The sequence below is a fragment of the Pseudomonas capeferrum genome, assembly GCF_000731675.1.
Classification (GTDB): Bacteria; Pseudomonadota; Gammaproteobacteria; order Pseudomonadales; family Pseudomonadaceae; genus Aquipseudomonas; species Aquipseudomonas capeferrum.
In genome coordinates this window covers 917,282-936,121 of the sequence record NZ_JMIT01000002.1, presented here as the reverse complement: position 1 = coordinate 936,121, position 18,840 = coordinate 917,282, and the positions used below count along the sequence as shown (strand labels likewise).

At 67.2% G+C, this 18,840-nt stretch carries 1 protein-coding gene; it reads right to left on the bottom strand.

What is annotated here, in order from left to right; genetic code table 11:
• Positions 1-56: 56 nt before the first annotated feature.
• The coding region (locus tag PC358_RS16720; protein ID WP_244884621.1) for a BapA/Bap/LapF family large adhesin at positions 57-18,840 on the bottom strand (18,784 nt) is incomplete at its 5' end.

Sequence of the window (18,840 nt, the reverse complement as noted above, 5' to 3'; positions counted from 1 at the left end):
CTTACTGCTGTTCCGTCCTTGCCGCCGGGCGATGGCCCGGCGGGGTTGCAGCGGCCTCAGACGACATGGATACCGTTCTGCACCCACAGGTGCTGGCTTGGATCCTCCTGGGCCGTGTATTGGTTATAGTCGATGCCGTCGGCGGTTTGGTTCCCGACCAGCGCCCAGTTGTCCGTCATGTGAACCGAGTCGTTTTCATCCCCCTTGATGACCAGTGTGTCGGTGCCGGTTTCGGTGATCGCGACCACGTCCGCCAGGTTCAGGGTCAGCGCCACCGAACTGGTGTCGTTGAGGTCGATCACTTCGATGTCATGCACCCGCCCGACCAGGTTACCCAGGTCGATGCTGGCATCACCGCCGCCCCACAGCAGGGTGTCGGTACCGGTGCCGCCATCGACGCTGGCGAAGTTCTGGTCGACCACCACCAAGGTGTCGTCGCCCGCACCCCCTTGCAGGGTGATGTGGCCGCCCTGGCTGCCATCGAGGTGGTCGTTGCCGTCGGTGCCGGCGATCACTTCGCTGGAGGCTGCCGCCGCGATGCTGGCCAGTGCGACACCTTCGTCGCCGGTGTCGGCCAGCAGCGAGGTGGTGGCGGTGAAGTTGGCGGCGTTGTCCAGGTTGATGGTGAGGTTGGCGGTGTCGGTGGTGCCGTTGGGGTGGGTCAGTTCGTAGGTGAAGGTTTCATGCTGGCCGATCACCGCATTGGTCAGCCCGGCGTTGAGGGTGTAGGTGTAGCTGCCATCGGCGTGCACCAGCAAGGTGCCGTAGTTGCCCGCCACACTGACCCCGTTGTAGCCCGGGATGGTGTAGGTATTGGCCGCCGTCATCACACTCAGCACGGTCAATGGCGAGCCGACGTTGTCGTCGGCCAACAGGTTGCCGGTGACTGCGGTGGCGCCGCTGACCACGAACTCGGTCAGGTGCGTGGTAGTGGCGTTGACGCTGGTGGTGATCGAGCTGGCCAGGCCGATGCCACCTGCGGTGACACGTATTTGGTAGGCGCCGGCGCCTTGGTTCTGGAACGTGTAGCCGGCACCGCCGCCAAGCAGGCTGATCAGTGAGCCGCCACCGACCGACTGCACCAGCACGTACTGGCCGGTAGCCGGGTTGAGTTTGAGCAGGTCGAGGGTGGTGCCATTGAGCAGGCTCAACAGGTTGGTGGAGTTGACTACCACTTGCAGGTTGGCCGTGGTGTCGGCGGCAACGCTAGTGTCGTAGAGGGCCTGGCGTGAACCAATCAATGGCAAGCGGAGCGTGCCTAGCGTGTCACTGTTGGTGTCTACCCGGTTGGCCAGGGTGAGGTGGCTGGTACCGGCATCGTTGACCGCGTCGACTACCGTGGCCGGTGCGCCGTAGTTGCTGTCGCTCCAGATTTCCGTGGCTTGTGGGCTGTCGATGCGCACATACAGGTTGGCGGCATCGGACGCGCCGTTGGCATGCAGCAGCTGGTAGCTGAACACATCGACCTTGCCGACGCTCGATGGGCTGCCGTTAGGCGTGTAGGTGTAGCTGCCGTCGCCGCGGATCACCAGGGTGCCGTACAAGCCCTGCACCGTGGTGGCGCTGCCTGCCGAGACATAGCTGCCGTTCTTCATGACCTGAAGGACGGCGGCGCTGTCCGGGCCAAGGGCGTCGACGGCGCCGTCGGTGCCGACGTCGGTGATGACGTTCCCCGATGTTGCCGTGCCGGTGCCGGTGAACTGCGTGAGGCTGGTGGTCTCGATGTCCAGCGTGGTGGTCACGTTGGTAATCAGGCCGATGCCGCCACTGCCGACGGTCAGGCGATAGTCACCCGCCTGCAGCTCGCCGATATCGACGCGAATGCCCTGGCCCAGCGGCAGCAGGATCAGGTCGAGCAGGCCTTGGCTGGTGCCGGTGGCCAAGGTCACCCAGTTACCGGCAGCGTTCTTCACCTGCAGGGTGAAGGTTGCGTTGTCGAGCAGCGACAGCGCGCTGCTGGTGTTCAGGGTCAGCGTCGGGTCCACGGTGGTACCGGCACCTACCGTCCAGGTGTAGGTCTTGGTGAAGCCCGCCAGCAAGGTCGTGAAGCTGTCCTGATAAGTCCGCGAGCTGACCACCGGTGCCAGGTTGACCTCGGCGGTCACCAGGTTGTCGCTGGCGATCACCGGGGCATTGGCGTCGACGTCAGGCGCGGTGATGTTGACGTTGCCGGACACGTTGCCGCGCCCGTCGCTGAGGGTCACCGACAGCAGCTGGCCGTTGTCCTGAGGCGGGCTCAGGGCCACGGTGAAGTTGCCGTCCGGTTGCACCACCGCCGTCTGCAGCACGGTGCCGTTGGCACTGTGCACGGTGACGGTGGCACCCACTTCGCCACTGCCGGTGAGGCTGCTGCCGTCGGCGCTGATCACCAGGTTGCTGGCGGCCGCAGGTGGGGTCAGGTCAGGTGCGGTAAGCGCGGTGCCGGTCGAGGCATTACCCGCACCGTCGGTGAGGGTGACGCTCAGGGCCTGGTTGTCGATCTGCGCCGCAGTCAGGCTGACCACGAACAGGCCGTTGCTGCCCACTGTTGCGGTGCCCAGTACGGTGCCTGCGCTGTTGCGCACGGTGACGGTGCTGCCGACCTGGCCAGAGCCGCTGACGGCCGTGCCGTTGGCGTTGATGGTTGCCAGCGGCGCTGCCGGTGGCGTGGTGTCCGGCGCCGTCAGGCTGATGCTGGCGGACAGGTTGCCGGACGGGTCGGACTGGCGTACGACCAGCAATTGCCCATCATTTTGCGCTGTGGTCAGGATGATGGTGAAGGTACCGTCGGGTTGCACCACGGCCGAACCGAGCGGGCCGCTCGGGCCTTGCACGGTCACGGTTGCACCGGCCTCGCCACGCCCTGTGAGCTCGGTACCCGTCCCGTTGATGACCACGTTGGTAGGCGCCACAGGCGGCTGTACATCGATAGCCGTGAAGCTGGTGCTGCCAGACGCGTTGCCGGCCGTATCGGCCTGGCTCACGGCCAATACCTGGCCATTGAGCTGCGGCGTGATCAGGTTGATGCTGAACACGCCACCGGCATTCACCACCCCGGTGCCGAGCACGTTGTTGGCGGCGTCGCGCACGGTCACCGTAGCATTGGCCTCACCGGTACCGGTGAGTACCAGGCCATTGGCGGACAGGCCGGTCACCAGCGGGTTGGCCGGTGGCGTGATGTCGGCGGCCTGGACGAAGGTCGGTTGCGATTCGCCGCCCACCAGTGCCACCGCCGTCACGCTAAGGTGCTGGCCGTCGAGCTGCGCCGTGTTCAGTTGCAGGGTGAAGGTGCCATTGAGTGTGGCGCCGCCCGTGCCGATCAGGTTGCCTGCGGCATCGTACACGCGGATGCCGACACCGCTCGGCGCGTTGCCCGACAGGGTCAGGCCGTCGCTGCCCAGGGTCACGTTGGTGGGCGGCACCGGCGGTGCCAGCAGTGGCGTGATATAGGTCGCGACCGCCGAGGTGTTGAAGCCGTCAGACTGCGTCACCGCCAACGTGGCAAGGCTGCCGGCTGCCGGCACCAGGGTTACCTGGAAGTTGCCGGCAGCATCCACCTCGCCAGTGCCCAGCACGATGCCGCCGCGGCTGACGGTGACCGTCGCATTGGGTTCGCCTTTACCGGTCAGCACGTTGAAGGTGTTGTTGATGGCCATGTCCGTGACCACGGCAGGCGGCGAGGTGTCGTTGGTCTGGTAGCTGGCAGGCAGCGAGGCGTTGCCGGCATCGTCGGTGGACACCACGGTCAGCAGTTGGCCATTGTTCTGGGCCGGGTTGAGGGTGACGGTGAACTGGCCGTTTTCAGGTACCTCCACCGTGCCGACCACCGCGTTGTTTGGCCCGCGAACGGTGATGGTGGTGCCTGCTTCGGCAGTACCCGTCATCGAGGTGCCGGCCGGGTTGAGCAACAAGTCGGTCGGTTGTAGCGGTGGCGTCAGGTCCGGTGCGGTCACTTGCAGTGGCGCGGACGGGTTGCCGGTGGAGTCCTGGGCGATGAGGGTCAGGGTTTGGCCGTTGATCTGCGCAGCGTTCAGGTCGAGCACGAAGGTGCCGTCCGGGTCGACTGTCACCTGGCCAAGTAGGTCGCCATTGTTGTTTACCACGGTGACGCGGGCGCCGGCTTCACCGGTACCAACCAGCTGGGTGCCGCTGTCGTTGATCACGGCGATCACTGTGGCTGGCGGGGTAACGTCAGCTGCGGTGGTCGTGCTGATCGGCGAGACGTTGCCGCGCGGATCGGTCAGGGTCACTTGCAACACCTGCCCGTCAAGCTGCGCCGAGCTCAGGTCGACCACGAACTTGCCGTCGGCACCGACCTCGATGGTGCCGATCTGGGTGATGCCGACGTAGACGCGAACGGTAGCGCCCGCTTCGCCGACGCCGCTGAGCTGGTCGCCCGCCACGTTGAGCCGCAGCTCGGTCGCAGGCGCTGGTGGTGTGAGGTCGGGCGCCAGGATGTTGACCGGCGCACTGATGTTGCCGGGTGGGTCGGCCTGCTGTACCGACAGCGGTTCGTTGTTGATCTGCGCGGGTGTCAGCTCGACGCGGAAGCTGCCGTCGGCCTGCACGGTGCCAAAGCCCAGCACGGTGCCCGCAGTGTTGCGCACGGTGACGGTTGCCCCGGCTTCGCCCAGGCCGGTCACCACGCTGCCGTCGACACTGATGTCGACCTCGGTAAGCGCAGCGGGCGGGGTGAAGTCTGGGGTCTGCAGGGTGGCCACCGCCGATACGTTGCCGGCAGCGTCGGTCTGGGTGAAGCTGAGCAGCTCGCTGTTACCCAACGCCGGGGTGAGGGTGACGGTGAAATGCCCGCTGGCGTCGACCGTGGCCCTGCCGACTTCGTCGCCATTCGGCGCGGTGACGATGACCTCTGCCCCAACCTCGCCGCGGCCGGTGAGGGTGATGCCATCGCTGGAGATGGCAAGCTCGGTTGGTGCGGCTGGTGGCGTGGTGTCGGGCGCGGTGATGGCACTGGCATCCGACTGGTTGCCGGCGGCATCGATCAGCACCACTTGCACCTGCTGGCCGTTGGCCTGCGGCGTACCGAGGTCTACCTGGAAGCTGCCGTCGCCACGCACGACCGCGGTGCCGAGCACGCTGCCATCGGCAGCCAGCACGCGGACAGTGGCGCCCGCTTCGCCGGTACCGTTGAGCAGGCTGCCGCCCCCGGCGAAGGCCAGGTTCTCGGCGGCATCGGGTGCCACGCGATCAGGCGCGGTGAGGCTGATGCTGTTGGACTCGTTGCCGGCAACATCGGACTGGCTGGCGCTGAGCTGTTCGCCGTTGATCTGCGCGCTGCCAAGGCCAATGCTGAAGTTGCCATTGGCATCGACCAGACCGGTGCCGAGATCGATGCCGCCTTCACCGATCACGGTGACGGTGGCACCCGGCTCGCCGCGGCCACTGAGCACCAGCCCGTCGCTGGACAGCACGACATTGGTCAGCGGCAGCGGTGCGGTGGTGTCGGGCGCTTGCAGGCTGGCCGGCAGCGACGTGCTGCCGTCGGTGCCTACGGCGCTGACTTGCAGCACTTCGCCGTTGGCCTGGGCGCTACCGAGGTTGACCGTGAAGGTGCCGTCGTTGGCGACGGGGGCGGTACCCAGCAGTACGCCATTGGGGCCATACACGTTCACTGTGCTGCCTGGGGTTGCCGTGCCGGTCACTGCCAGGCCATCGGCAGCCAGTACCAGGTTGTCGGGTGTATCTGGCGCCAGCACGCCCGGTGCGGTGACGGTTTGCGCAGGCGAAACGTTCTGCGCGGCATCGGCCTGCACCACGCTGAGGCTTTCGCCGGTAATGGCAGCCGGTGACAGGGCCACGCTGAAATGGCCATCGGCCCCGACGGTGGCGGTGCCTAGCACGCTACCGTCCGGTGCGCGAACGGTGACTGTGGCGTTGGCTTCGCCGGTGCCGGTGAGGGTCGCGCCATTGGCCGCGACAGCAAGGTTGGTCACGACGGCAGGTGGCGTGGTATCGGCTGCGGTGTAAGGCGCGGCTGGCGACACGTTGCCTGCGGCATCGGTGGCGGTTACCTGCACGGTCTGGCCGTTGGTCTGGGCACTGTTCAGGGTGACCTGGAAGGTGCCATTGCTGCCGGCTACCGCAGTGCCGAGCACGTTGCCTGCGGCATCGCGCACGGTCACGGTGCTGCCCGCTTCTGCGTTACCGGTCAGTTGCAGGCCGGTGGCAGCCAGGGCCAGGGTGGTCGGTGCCGGTGGTGGGGTGAAGTCCGGCGCGGTGACTGCTACTGCAGTAGAGGTGTTGTTGCCCGCGTCGGTCTGGATCACGCTCAAGTGCTGGGCGTTGAGCTGTGCGTTGTCGAGCGTCAGTGTGAAGCTGCCGTTGGCGGCCACCAGCCCGGTGCCGATGATGGTGCCATCCGGGCCGCGCACGGTCACGGTGGCGCCTGCTTCACCGAGGCCGCTCAGGGTCAGGCCGTTGTTGTTCAGCACCACATTGGTCAGCGGCGCGGGTGGGGTCAGGTCAGGGGTGCTGACGTTGACTGCCGTCGAGGTATTGCCAGCAGCATCCACTTGCGTGACGCCGATGGCCTGGCCGTTGGCCTGCGGTGTGTCGAACACCACCGTGAAGCGCCCATCGGCACCGACCACAGCGGTGCCGAGCACGGTGCCGGCGGCATTGCGGACCTGGACCGTGGCGCCCACTTCACCGCTGCCCGACAGCTGCCGGCCGTCCTGGCTGAGGACGGGGTTGCTGATGGCGGCAGGCGGTGTGCGGTCTGGCGTCGCCATGCTGGCCGGGCCAGACACGTTACCCGCAGCATCGCTGAGCGTGACCTGCAGGGGGCTGCCGGCGGTTTGCGCGCTCGGCAGGGTGATCTGGAACTGGCCGTTCTGGTTGACGGTGCCGGTGGCCAGGATCGCGCCGCTGGCATCACGCACAGTGACGTTGGCACCGGCTTCGCCTTCGCCGCTGAGCACGGTGGCCGCGCTGTTGAGGCTGAGGTTGTTGGCTGCCTGCGGCGCCTGCAGGTCAGGTGCCTGCAGGGTGGCCGCGAGCGAGACGTTACCCGCGCCATCGGCCTGGGTGATGATCAGGTTTTGCCCATTGGCCAGCGCTGGCGCGAAGCTGATGCTGAACAAGCCATTGCTGCCGACGGTCGCGGTGCCAAGCACGTCGCCCTGGGCATTGACCACGCGAACGGTCGCACCCACTTCGCCCTGGCCGGTCAGCGTGCTGCCGGTACGGTCGATGGCAACCTGGGTCGGCGCATCCGGCGCTGTGCTGTCGTTGGCCACGAGGGTGGCCGGTACCGACGGATTGCCATCGACCGAGGTGCGAGCGGTGACCACAAGGGTCTCGCCATTGAGCTGGGCATTCTGGAAGAACACCCGGAAGGTGCCATCGCTGCCAACCGTCGCCGTGCCCAGGGTGGTGCCGCCGGCGGTCACGGTGATCAGCGACCCGACGGTGCCCTGGCCGATCAGCAGGAAGCCATCGGCGCTGAGGGCGAGGCCGCTTGGAGTGGCGGCTTCGGTGCCATCCGGGCCGTCCAGCGAGACCGGGGTGGACTCGTTGCCGGCGGGGTCGATCACCACCACGTCGACGGTTTCGCCCGCCGTCAGTGGTGGGTTGACCGGTACCACGAAGGTGCCGTCCGGGGCCACGGTTTCGCTGCCGCGCTCGCTGCCGTCCGGGTTACGGATGACCACCGTGCTGCCAGGTTCGGCGCCGCCGCCGACAATGCTGCCATCCGGGCTGACGGTGACCCCCGTGGCCGGCAGTGGGTCGGTGGTGTCGGGTGCGGTGATGGTGATCGGCGCGGAGCCGTTGTTGGCGCCGTCGGTGACTACCACGGTCACGCTTTCGCCATTGGTCTGCGGGGTCGGCAGCGTCACGCTGAAGCTGCCATCGGGGTTCACCGGCTCGGTGGTTTCGTTGCCGTCCGCGTCCCGCACCGTCACCGAAGTAGCGCCTGGCGCGTTGCCGGTAACGGTGGTGCCATCCGGGCTGACCACCACGTCGGTGGGCAGTGCTGGCGGCGTGACGTCCGGTGCGATGATCTGGGTAGCCAGGGATTGGTTGCCAGCGGCGTCGGTCAAGGTCACGTCCAGCGCCTGGCCATCGAGCTGCGCAGGCGCCAGCGGTACTGTGAACTGGCCGCCAGCCGGTACCACCACACTGCCCACCAAGGTACCGTCGGGGGTGCGCACTTCAACAGTCGAGCCCGCTTCGCCGGTGCCCTGGATCGCGTTGCCGCCGGGGGTGATGGAGAGCCCGTCCGGTGCGGTAGGGGCGGTGCTGTCATCGGCGGTGAAGGTGGCCGATGGCGATGCATTGCCTTCGCTGTCGATCAGTACCACCGACAGCACTTCGCCGTTGGTCTGGGCGGGCGTGAGGGTAACGCTGAAGGTGCCGTCCTCGCCCACCGGGAGGGTGCCCAGCAGGTCGCCGGCTGCGTTGCGCACTTCCACGGTGCTACCCGGTTCGCCCTGGCCACTGAGTACCGTGCCTTCGGGGTTCAGGCCCAGGCCTTGCGCCGCTGCCGGTGCTTCGAGGTCAGGCGCGGTCACGGTGCCAGGCGTCGAGTCATTGCCGGCGCCGTCAGCCTGGGTGACGGACAGGGTCTGCCCGTTGAGTTGTGGCGGGTCGATGCTTACGCGGAAGCTGCCGTCGGCCTCGACCACGGCGGTGCCCAAAATCGCGCCAGCCGTGCCGGTGACGGTAACCTGCGCACCCGGCTCGCCGGTGCCACTAACGGTGCGGCCATCGCCCGACAAGGTGAGGCCTGTCGGGGTGTCTGGCGCTTCGCTGTCCGGTGCCGGCAGGGTGACGGCGGTAGACAAGTTGCCGGTGGGGTCACGTTGCTCCACGGTCAGTGCCTGGCCGTTGGTTTGCGGCGTGTCCAGGGTGATTTCGAAGGTGCCGCCCGTACCAACCACGACGCTGCCCAGTACGGTGCCGTCCGGCCCCCGCACGATGACCGTGGCATCGGGTTCACCGGTGCCGGTGACGGTGGTGCCTGCGTCATCGATGGCGACGCCAGTGACCACTTGCGGTGGTGTGGTATCGGGCGCCGTGAAGTCAACCGGGCCTGCGCTGTTGCCCAGGTTGTCGGTGGCTTCCACGGTCAGGCTTTCGCCATTGCGCTGCGGCTGGTTGAGGGTGACGTCGAAGCGGCCGTCGGCAGCCACCGTGGCGGTACCCAGCACGGTGCCGTCCTCGGCGCGCACGGTCACGATCGAACCGCTCTGGCCCTGCCCGGTGAGGTGGATGCCGGCGGTATCGATGGCCAGGCCCGAAGGCTGCAGCGGGCCATCCAGGTCAGGCGCGTTGACGGTTGCGCTGGAGGTGTTGCCTGCGGGGTCGCGCAGTACCACGTCCAGTTCCTGGCCGTCGGTTTGCGCGGGGGTCAGGATAACGCTGATGACGCCGTTGTCGCCGACCTGGGCATTACCCAGCACATCGCCCTGGGCGTTGATGACCTGAACGGTGGTGCCGGGCTCGCCGCGCCCGGTGAGGACGCTGCCATCGGCGCTGAGCTGCAGGTCGCTGGCCTGGTTGGGCGGGGTGATGTCGGGTGCGGTGATCTGGGTCGGCAGCGAGCTGTTGCCATCGGCATCGACGGCGACCACATCAAGCACTTCGCCGTTGGCCTGAGCAGGTGTCAGGCCGATGGTGAAGGTGCCGTCGGTGCCTGCCTGGACGCTGCCAATGACAGTGCCCTGGGCGTCGCGCACCTCAACTTGCGTGCCCGCTGGGGCAGTGCCGCTGATGGATGAACCGTCAGGCGCCAGCACCAGATCGCTCGGGCTTTCGGGCAGCGGTGCATCGGCAACGATGACGTCGATGCCCACCGAGGTGTTGCCAGCGGCGTCGGTTTGCACCAGTACGATCGACTCGCCAGCGGCCAATGGGTTGGCGAGGTCGATCACGAAGGTGCCATTCGGGGCCACCGTGCCGGTGCCGATGACAGTGCCACCGGCATCCCGCACTTCCACTTCGGCGCCGGCTTCGCCGCGACCCGACACGGCCAGGCTGCCAGCACCGGCGACGACGTCGGTGATGATCGCTGGCGCGGTGATGTCCGGTGCCACGTAGCTCAACGGCACCGAGGTGTTGCCGGCGGCGTCGACCACGGTGATGGCCAGGGTCTCGCCATTGGCCTGGGCAGGGTTCAGGGTCAGGGTGAAGGTGCCGTCGGGCTCGACGATGGCGCTGCCGATCAAGTCGCCCGAGGCGTCACGTACGTTCACCCGCGCGCCCGGTTCGGCGCTACCGGTGAGGCTGTTGCCAGCGGTAAGCACCAGGTCGGTGGGTTGCGGCGGGGCAACCTGGTCTGGTGTGTCCACCGAGCCTGGTTGCGAAACGTTGCCGGCGGCATCGGTCAAGGTCACTTGCAGGGACGAACCGTCTACAACCGCCGACGGCAGTTGCACGGTGAAGTCGCCGTCAGGGCCTACCGTGCCACTTTGCAGCAGTTGGCCCTGGTCATTGCGTACCTCGACTGTCGCGCCAGGTTCGCCGCGACCAGAAACGGTGCGCCCGTCATCGCTGACCACCAGGTCGGTGGCCTGCTCTGGCGGCGTGGTATCGCCGCCGTTGTCGATATCCGGCGCGGTGACGGTGCCGGCTGTCGAGCTATTGCCCGTGGTATCGGTGGCAGTGACTTGCAGTTGTTCGCCATCGACTTGGGGTGGGGTGAGGGTGACGCTGAAGGCGCCGCTTGGGCCGACCAGCGTGCTGCCCAGCTCGGTGCCATCGGCTGCCAGAACCCGCACGGTGCTGCCGGCTTCGGCACGCCCGGTGACCACGCTGCCATCGGTACTGACGACGAGTTCGGTGGGCGTGTCGGGGGCGGTGATGTCCGGTGCGCTGACTTGTACCGGCAGGGACGATGCACCGGTGCTGTCGATGGCCACCACATCCAGCAGTTCGCCATTGGCCTGTGCGGGTGTGAGCACGACGGTAAAGGTGCCTTCGGCACCGACCACCACGCTGCCGACCAGGGTGCCGTTGGCATCGTGCACTTCTACGCGGGTGCCGGTCTGGGCGCTACCGCTGATGCTGGTACCGTCTTCAGCGACCACCAGCTCGCTTGGGCTGGTGGGTACGGTGGCCAGCGGCACATCGTATTGCAGGGCTTCAGAGGCATTGCCGGCCGCGTCGGTCTGGACCAGGCTCAGGCGTTCGCCCGGCTGCGCGGCGGGGTTGAGGTCGACCAGGAAGGTGCCGTTGGCAAGCACGGTACCGCTGCCCAGCAGGTTGCCATCGACGTCACGCACTTCGACGCTGGCCCCCGCTTCACCGCGGCCGCTGAGGGTCAGGCCGTCGGCACCGACCACGATGGTACTGACCGCTGCCGGTGGGGTGATGTCCGGGGCATCGAACTGCAGCGGAGCAGAGGTGTTGCCGGCGGCATCCACCAGGCGGATGTCGAGGGCTTCGCCATTGGCCTGTGCAGGCGACAGCGTAAGGCTGAAGCTGCCGTTGTCGTTGACCAGGCCCGTGCCGATCAGGTCGCCATCAGCGTCGCGGACCTGCACCGTGGCACCCGGCTCGCCGCTACCGGTCAAGGTCACGCCATTGGCCAGGGCCAGGCCGGTCGGTTGCTCGGGGGCCTGCAGGTCGGGCGAGATGACCGAGCCAGGTTCGGAGGCGTTGCCTGCGGCGTCGGTCAGTATCACTTGCAGGGTACTACCGTCTTTGACGGCCGGGTCCAGGGTGAGCTGGAAGCTGCCATCCGGGTTGACCGTGCCGGTGGCCAGGAGATTGCCCTCGGCATCGCGCACCTGCACGCTGGCCCCGGCTTCGCCGCGGCCGTTGAGCTGGCTGCCAGCGAGGCCAATCACCAGGTTGGTTGGCGCCTCCGGTGGGGTGGTATCTCCGCCGTCGATGTCAGGGGCCGTGACCGTGCCCGCCGTGGAGCTGTTGCCAGCGTTGTCGGTGGCCGTCACTTGCAACACCTCACCGTCGACCTGAGGTGGGTCGAGGGTGATGTTGAAGATGCCGGTCGGGCCAACCAGTGCACTGCCAAGTTCAGTGCCATCGGCCGCCAGGATCCGCACGGTGCTACCGGCTTCGGCACGCCCGGTAACCACGCTGCCATCGGTGCTGACGGCAAGTTCGGTCGGTGTGGCGGGCGCGGTGATGTCGGGTGCGCCCACTTGCACTGGCAGCGACGATGCGCCGGTGCCGTCGATAGCCACCAGGTCGAGCAGCTCGCCATTGGCTTGGGCCGGGTTGAGGATGACGGTGAAGGTGCCTTCGGCGCCGACCACGACACTGCCGACCAAGGTGCCATTGGCATCATGCACTTCCACGCGCGTACCGGCTGGGGCGCTACCGCTGATGCTGGTACCGTCTTCGGCCACCACCAGGTCGCTTGGGCTGGCCGGCGCGGTGGTCAGGGGTACGTCGTACAGCAAGGCTTCGGAGGCGTTGCCGCTTGGGTCGCTCTGCACCAGGCTCAGTTGCGCGCCCGGTTGGGCTGCTGGCGCAAGGTCAATCAGGAAGGTGCCGTTTTCGCCAACGGTGCCGGTGCCGATCAGGTTGCCATCGGCGTCACGCACTTCGACGCTGGCCCCCGCTTCGCCCCGACCGCTCAGGGCCAGGCCGTCGGCGCCGACGACAATGTTGCTGACTGCCGCCGGTGGGGTGATGTCCGGGGCATCGAATTGCAGTGGGGTGGAGCTGTTGCCAGCGGCATCCACCAGGCGCACATCCAGCGCCTCGCCATTGGCCTGCGAAGGGAACAGTGTGAGGCTGAAGCTGCCGTTGTCGTTGACCAGGCCGGTGCCGATCAGGTCGCCAGCAGCATTGCGAACCTGCACCGTGGCGCCCGGTTCGCCGCTACCGGTCAAGGTCACGCCATTGGCCAGGCCCAGGCCGGTCGGTTGCTCAGGGGCCAGCAGGTCTGGCGAGATGACCGAGCCGGGTTCGGAGGCGTTGCCTGCGGCGTCGGTCAGTACCACTTGCAGGGTGCTGCCGTCGTTCACGGCTGGGTCCAGGGTGAGCTGGAAGCTGCCATCCGGGTTGACCGTGCCAGTGGCCAGGAGATTGCCCTCGGCATCGCGCACCTGCACGCTGGCCCCGGCTTCGCCGCGGCCGTTGAGCTGGCTGCCGGCGAGGCCGATCACCAGGTTGGTCGGTGCCTCCGGTGGCGTGGTGTCACCGCCGTCGATGTCCGGCGCCGTGACCGTGCCGGCTGTGGAGGTATTGCCCGCAGCATCGGTTGCGGTGACCTGCAGCACCTCCCCATCGACTTGCGGCGGGTCGAGGGTGATGTTGAAGGTGCCGGTCGGGCCGACCAGGGCAGTGCCCAGTTCGCTGCCGTCAGCGGCAAGAATACGCACGGTGCTGCCCGGTTCGGCGCGGCCGGTGACTGTGCTGCCGTCAGCGCTTACGGCGAGCTCGCTTGGGGCAGTTGGGGCAGTGATGTCTGGTGCTGCGATTTGCACAGGCAGGGACGACAAGCCCGTGTCATCGATGGCCACCACATCCAGCAGTTCGCCGTTGGCCTGGGCTGGGTCGAGGATGACGGTGAAGGTGCCATCGGCACCCGCCACCACGCTGCCGACCAGGGTGCCGTTGGCATCATGCACCTCAACACGGGTGCCAGCTGGGGCATTACCACTGATGCTGGTGCCGTCTTCGGCCACTACCAAGTCGCTCGGGCTGGCCGGCGCGGTGGTCAGGGGGACGTCGTACAGCAGGGCTTCGGAGGCGTTGCCGCTTGGGTCGGTTTGCACCAGGCTGAGCTGCGCACCAGGCTGTGCGGCCGGGTCGAGGTCGATCAGGAAGGTGCCGTTGGCCAGTACCGTGCCGGTGCCAATCACATTGCCATTGGCATCGCGTACTTCAACGCTGGCACCCGCTTCGCCACGGCCGCTCAGGGCCAGGCCGTCGGCACCGACGACGATGTTGCTGACAGCGCCAGGTGGGGTGATGTCCGGAGCATCGAACTGCAGCGGGGTGGAGGTGTTGCCGGCGGCATCCTCCACGCGGACATCCAGTGCCTCGCCGTTTGCTTGAGCGGGGGCGAGGGTGACGCTGAACAGGCCATCCGCGCCCACCAGGGCGGTGCCGATCACCGTGCCCGCTGCATCGCGTACTTGAACAGTGGCACCCGGTTCGCCGCGACCGGTAAGGGTCACGCCTTCGGCCAGGGCCAAGTCGGTGGGTTGTGCCGGTGGCAGCAGGTCTTGCGAGGCGACCGAACCCGGTTGCGAAACGTTGCCTGCGGCATCGGTCAGGGTCACTTGCAGGGTGCTGCCATCAATCACGGCAGGGTCAAGCGCGATCACGAAGGTGCCATCTGCACCGACGGTGCCGGTCGCCAGCACATTGCCGGCGGCGTCACGCACCTGCACGGTGGTGCCCGCTTCGCCACGGCCGCTGAGCTGAGTACCAGCAAGGCCGATCACCAGGTTGGCCGGTGTACTCGGTGGTGTGATGTCGACGCCGTCGATGTCCGGCGCGGTGACGGAGCTGGCTGTAGAGGCATTGCCTGCGGCGTCGGTAGCGGTGGCTTGCAGCACTTGGCCATCGACCTGTGGCGGGTCAAGGGTGATGCTGAAAATACCGGTCGGCCCAACCAGGGCAGTACCCAGTTCAGTGCCATCGGCGGCAAGAATGCGCACGGTGCTGTCCGGCTCGGCGCGGCCAGTAACGAGAGTGCCGTCAGCGCTGACGGCCAATTCACTCGGTGCGGCTGGCGCGGTGATGTCTGGCGCGGTGATCTGCGCAGGCAGGGACGACAAGCCCGTGTCATCGATGGCCACCACATCCAGCAGTTCGCCGTTGGCCTGGGCCGGGTTGAGCTCGAGAGTGAAAGTACCGTCGGCACCGGCAATGGCGCTGCCGATCAGCGTGCCATTGGCATCATGCACTTCCACACGGCTGCCGGCTGGGGCGGTACCGGTGAGGGTGGTGCCGTCGGCATCGATGGCCAGCTCGCTCGGGCTGGCCGGCGCGGTGGTCAGCGGTACGTCGTATTCGAAGGCAACCGAAGCGTTGCCGCTCGGGTCGGTCTGTACCAGGCTTAACTGTTCGCCGGGTTGTACGGCCGGGTCAAGGTTGATAGTGAAGGTGCCATTGGCGCCCACCGTGCCGGTGCCGATCACATTACCGTCGGCATCGCGCACTTCGACGCTGGCACCCGCTTCGCCGCGACCGCTCAGTACCAGGCCGCCAGCGCCGATGACAATACCGCTTACTGCGGCAGGCGGCGTGATATCTGGGGCATCGAATTGCAGCGGGGTCGAGGTGTTGCCCGCAGCATCCGCCAGGCGGATATCCAGCGCCTCGCCGTTTGCTTGAGCGGGGGCGAGGGTGACGCTGAACAGGCCATCCGCGCCCACCAGGGCGGTGCCGATCACCGTGCCCGCTGCATCGCGTACTTGAACAGTGGCACCCGGTTCGCCGCGACCGGTAAGGGTCACGCCTTCGGCCAGGGCCAAGTCGGTTGGTTGTGCCGGTGGCAGCAGGTCTTGCGAGGCGATGGAGCCCGGTTGCGAAACGTTGCCGGCTGCATCGGTCAGGGTCACTTGCAGGGTGCTGCCGTCGATCACGGCAGGGTCAAGCGCGACCACGAAGGTGCCGTCTGCAGCCACGGTGCCGGTCGCCAGCACATTACCGGCAGCGTCACGCACCTGCACGGTGGTACCCGCTTCGCCACGCCCGCTAAGTTGGGTGCCGGCAAGGCCGATCACCAGGTTGGTCGGTGCACTCGGTGGTGTGGTGTCGACGCCGTCGATATCCGGCGCGGTGACGGAGCTGGCTGTCGAGGTATTGCCCGCAGCATCGGTCGCGGTAGCTTGCAACACTTCGCCATCGACCTGGGGCGGGTCAAGGGTGATGCTGAAAATACCGGTCGGCCCAACCAGGGCAGTACCCAGTTCAGTGCCGTCGGCGGCGACGATACGCACGGTGCTGCCCGGTTCGGCGCGGCCAGTGATGACGGCGCCGTTGGCATTGACGGCCAATTCGGCAGGTGCGGCTGGTGCGGTGATGTCCGGCGCAGTGATCTGCGCAGGCAGGGACGACAAGCCCGTGTCATCGATGGCCACCACATCCAGCAGTTCGCCGTTGGCTTGGGCCGGGTTGAGCTCGAGAGTGAAAGTACCGTCGGCACCGGCAATGGCGCTGCCGATCAGCGTGCCATTGGCATCATGCACTTCCACACGGCTGCCGGCTGGGGCGGTACCGGTGAGGGTGGTGCCGTCGGCATCGATGGCCAGCTCGCTCGGGCTGGCCGGCGCGGTGGTCAGCGGTACGTCGTATTCGAAGGCCACCGAAGCGTTGCCGCTCGGGTCGGTCTGCACCAGGCTCAGCTGCTCGCCAGGTTGCACGGCAGGGTCGAGGTTGATGATGAAGGTGCCATTGGCGGCCACGGTACCGGTGCCGATCACATTACCGTCGGCATCACGCACTTCGACGCTGGCCCCGGCTTCGCCGCGACCGCTCAGCACCAGGCCGCCAGCGCCGACGACAATATCGCTTACTGCGCCAGGCGGCGTGATATCCGGGGCATCGAACTGCAGCGGGGCCGAGCTGTTGCCAGCAGCGTCCAGTTGACGGATGTCCAACGCCTCGCCGTTCGCCTGAGCGGGGGCGAGGGTGACGCTGAACAGGCCATCGGCGCCGACCAGGCCGGTGCCGATCACGGTGCCTGCGGCGTCGCGAACCTGAACAGTGGCGCCTGGTTCGCCGCGACCGGTAAGGGTTACGCCTTCGGCCAGGGCCAGGTCAGTCGGCTGCGCCGGTGGCAGCAAGTCTTGCGACGCGACCGAGCCCGGTGGCGAAACGTTGCCGGCAGCGTCGGTCAGGGTGACTTGCAAGGTGCTGCCGTCGATCACGGCAGGGTCAAGCGCGATCACGAAGATGCCGTCTGCACCGACGGTGCCGGTCGCCAGTACATTTCCGGCAGCATCACGTACCTGAACGGTGGTACCTGCTTCGCCGCGGCCGCTAAGCTGCGCGCCAGCGAGGCCGATTACCAGGTTGGTCGGTGCCTCCGGTGGCGTGGTATCACCGCCGTCGATATCCGGCGCGGTGACGGAACTGGTTGTCGAGGTATTGCCCGCAACGTCGGTTGCGGTGGCTTGCAGCACTTCGCCATCGACTTGCGGCGGAGCGAGGGTGGTAGTGCCCGCTTCGCCACGGCCAGTGAGTTGATGGCCCGCGAGGCCGATCACCAGATCAACAGGGGCGTCAGGCGGCGTGGTGTCGCCGCCGTCGATATCGGGTGCGGTGACGGAGCTTGCTGTCGAGGTATTGCCTGCGGCGTCGGTTGCGGTGGCTTGCAGTACTTCGCCATCGACTTGCGGCGGAGCGAGGGTGATGTTGAACACGCCGGTCGGCCCGACCAGGGCGCTGCCCAATTCGGTGCCGTCGGCGGCAAGAATACGCACGGTGCTGCCGGGTTCGGCGCGGCCAGTGACGACAGTGCCGTCAGCGCTGACGGCCAGCTCACTCGGTGCGGCCGGCGCGGTGATGTCTGGCGCGGTGATCTGCGCAGGCAGGGACGACAGCCCCGTGTCATCAATGGCGACTACGTCCAGCAGTTCGCCGTTGGCCTGGGCCGGGTTGAGTTCGAGAGTGAAGGTGCCGTCGGCACCAGCAATGGCACTGCCGATCAGCGTGCCATTGGCATCGTGCACTTCCACGCGGCTGCCGGCTGGGGCGGTACCGGTGAGGGTGGTGCCGTCGGCGTCGATGGCCAAGCCGCTCGGGCTGGCTGGCGCGGTGGTCTGTGGCACATCGTATTCAAAGGCAACCGAAGCGTTACCGCTCGGGTCGGTCTGCACCAGGCTCAAGTGTTCGCCAGGTTGTACGGCAGGGTCCAAGTCGATCAGGAACGTGCCGTTGGCCAATACCGTACCGGTGCCAATCACATTGCCATTGGCATCGCGCACTTCAACCGTGGCACCCGGCTCGCCGCGACCACTTAAGGCCACGCCTCCGGCACCGACGACGATGTTGCTGACGGCAGCAGGCGGCGTAATGTCCGGGGCATCGAATTGCAGCGGAGCCGAGCTGTTGCCAGCAGCATCCACCAGGCGGATATCCAGTGCCTCGCCGTTTGCTTGAGCGGGGGCGAGGGTGACACTGAACAGGCCATCTGCGCCCACCAGGCCGGTGCCGATCACCGTGCCCGCTGCGTCGCGAACTTGAACCGTAGCCCCTGGCTCGCCACGACCGGTAAGGGTCACGCCTTCGGCCAGGGCCAGGTCGGTCGGCTGCGCCGGTGGCAGCAGGTCTTGCGAAACGACCGAGCCCGGCTGCGAAACGTTGCCAGCAGCATCGGTCAGAGTCACTTGCAAGGTGCTGCCGTCGATCACGGCAGGGTCGAGCGCGATCACGAAGGTGCCATCTGCACCGACGGTGCCGGTCGCCAGTACATTACCGGCAGCATCGCGCACCTGCACGGTAGTGCCCGCTTCGCCACGGCCAGTGAGTTGATGGCCCGCGAGGGCGATCACTAGATGAACAGGGGCGTCAGGCGGCGTGGTGTCGCCGCCGTCTATATCGGGTGCGGTGACGGAGCTGGCTGTCGAGGTATTGCCTGCGGCGTCCGTTGCGGTGGCTTGCAGTACTTCGCCATCGACTTGCGGTGGAGCGAGGGTGATGTTGAATACGCCAGTCGGGCCGACTAGGGCAGTGCCCAGTTCGGTGCCGTCGGCGGCAAGAATACGCACGGTGCTGCCGGGTTCGGCGCGGCCAGTGACGACAGTGCCGTCAGCGCTGACGGCCAGTTCACTCGGTGCGGTTGGAGCAGTGATGTCCGGCGCGGTGATCTGCGCAGGCAGGGACGACAACCCTGTGTCATCGATGGCGACCACGTCCAGCAGTTCGCCGTTGGCCTGTGCCGGGTTGAGTTCGAGAGTGAAGGTGCCA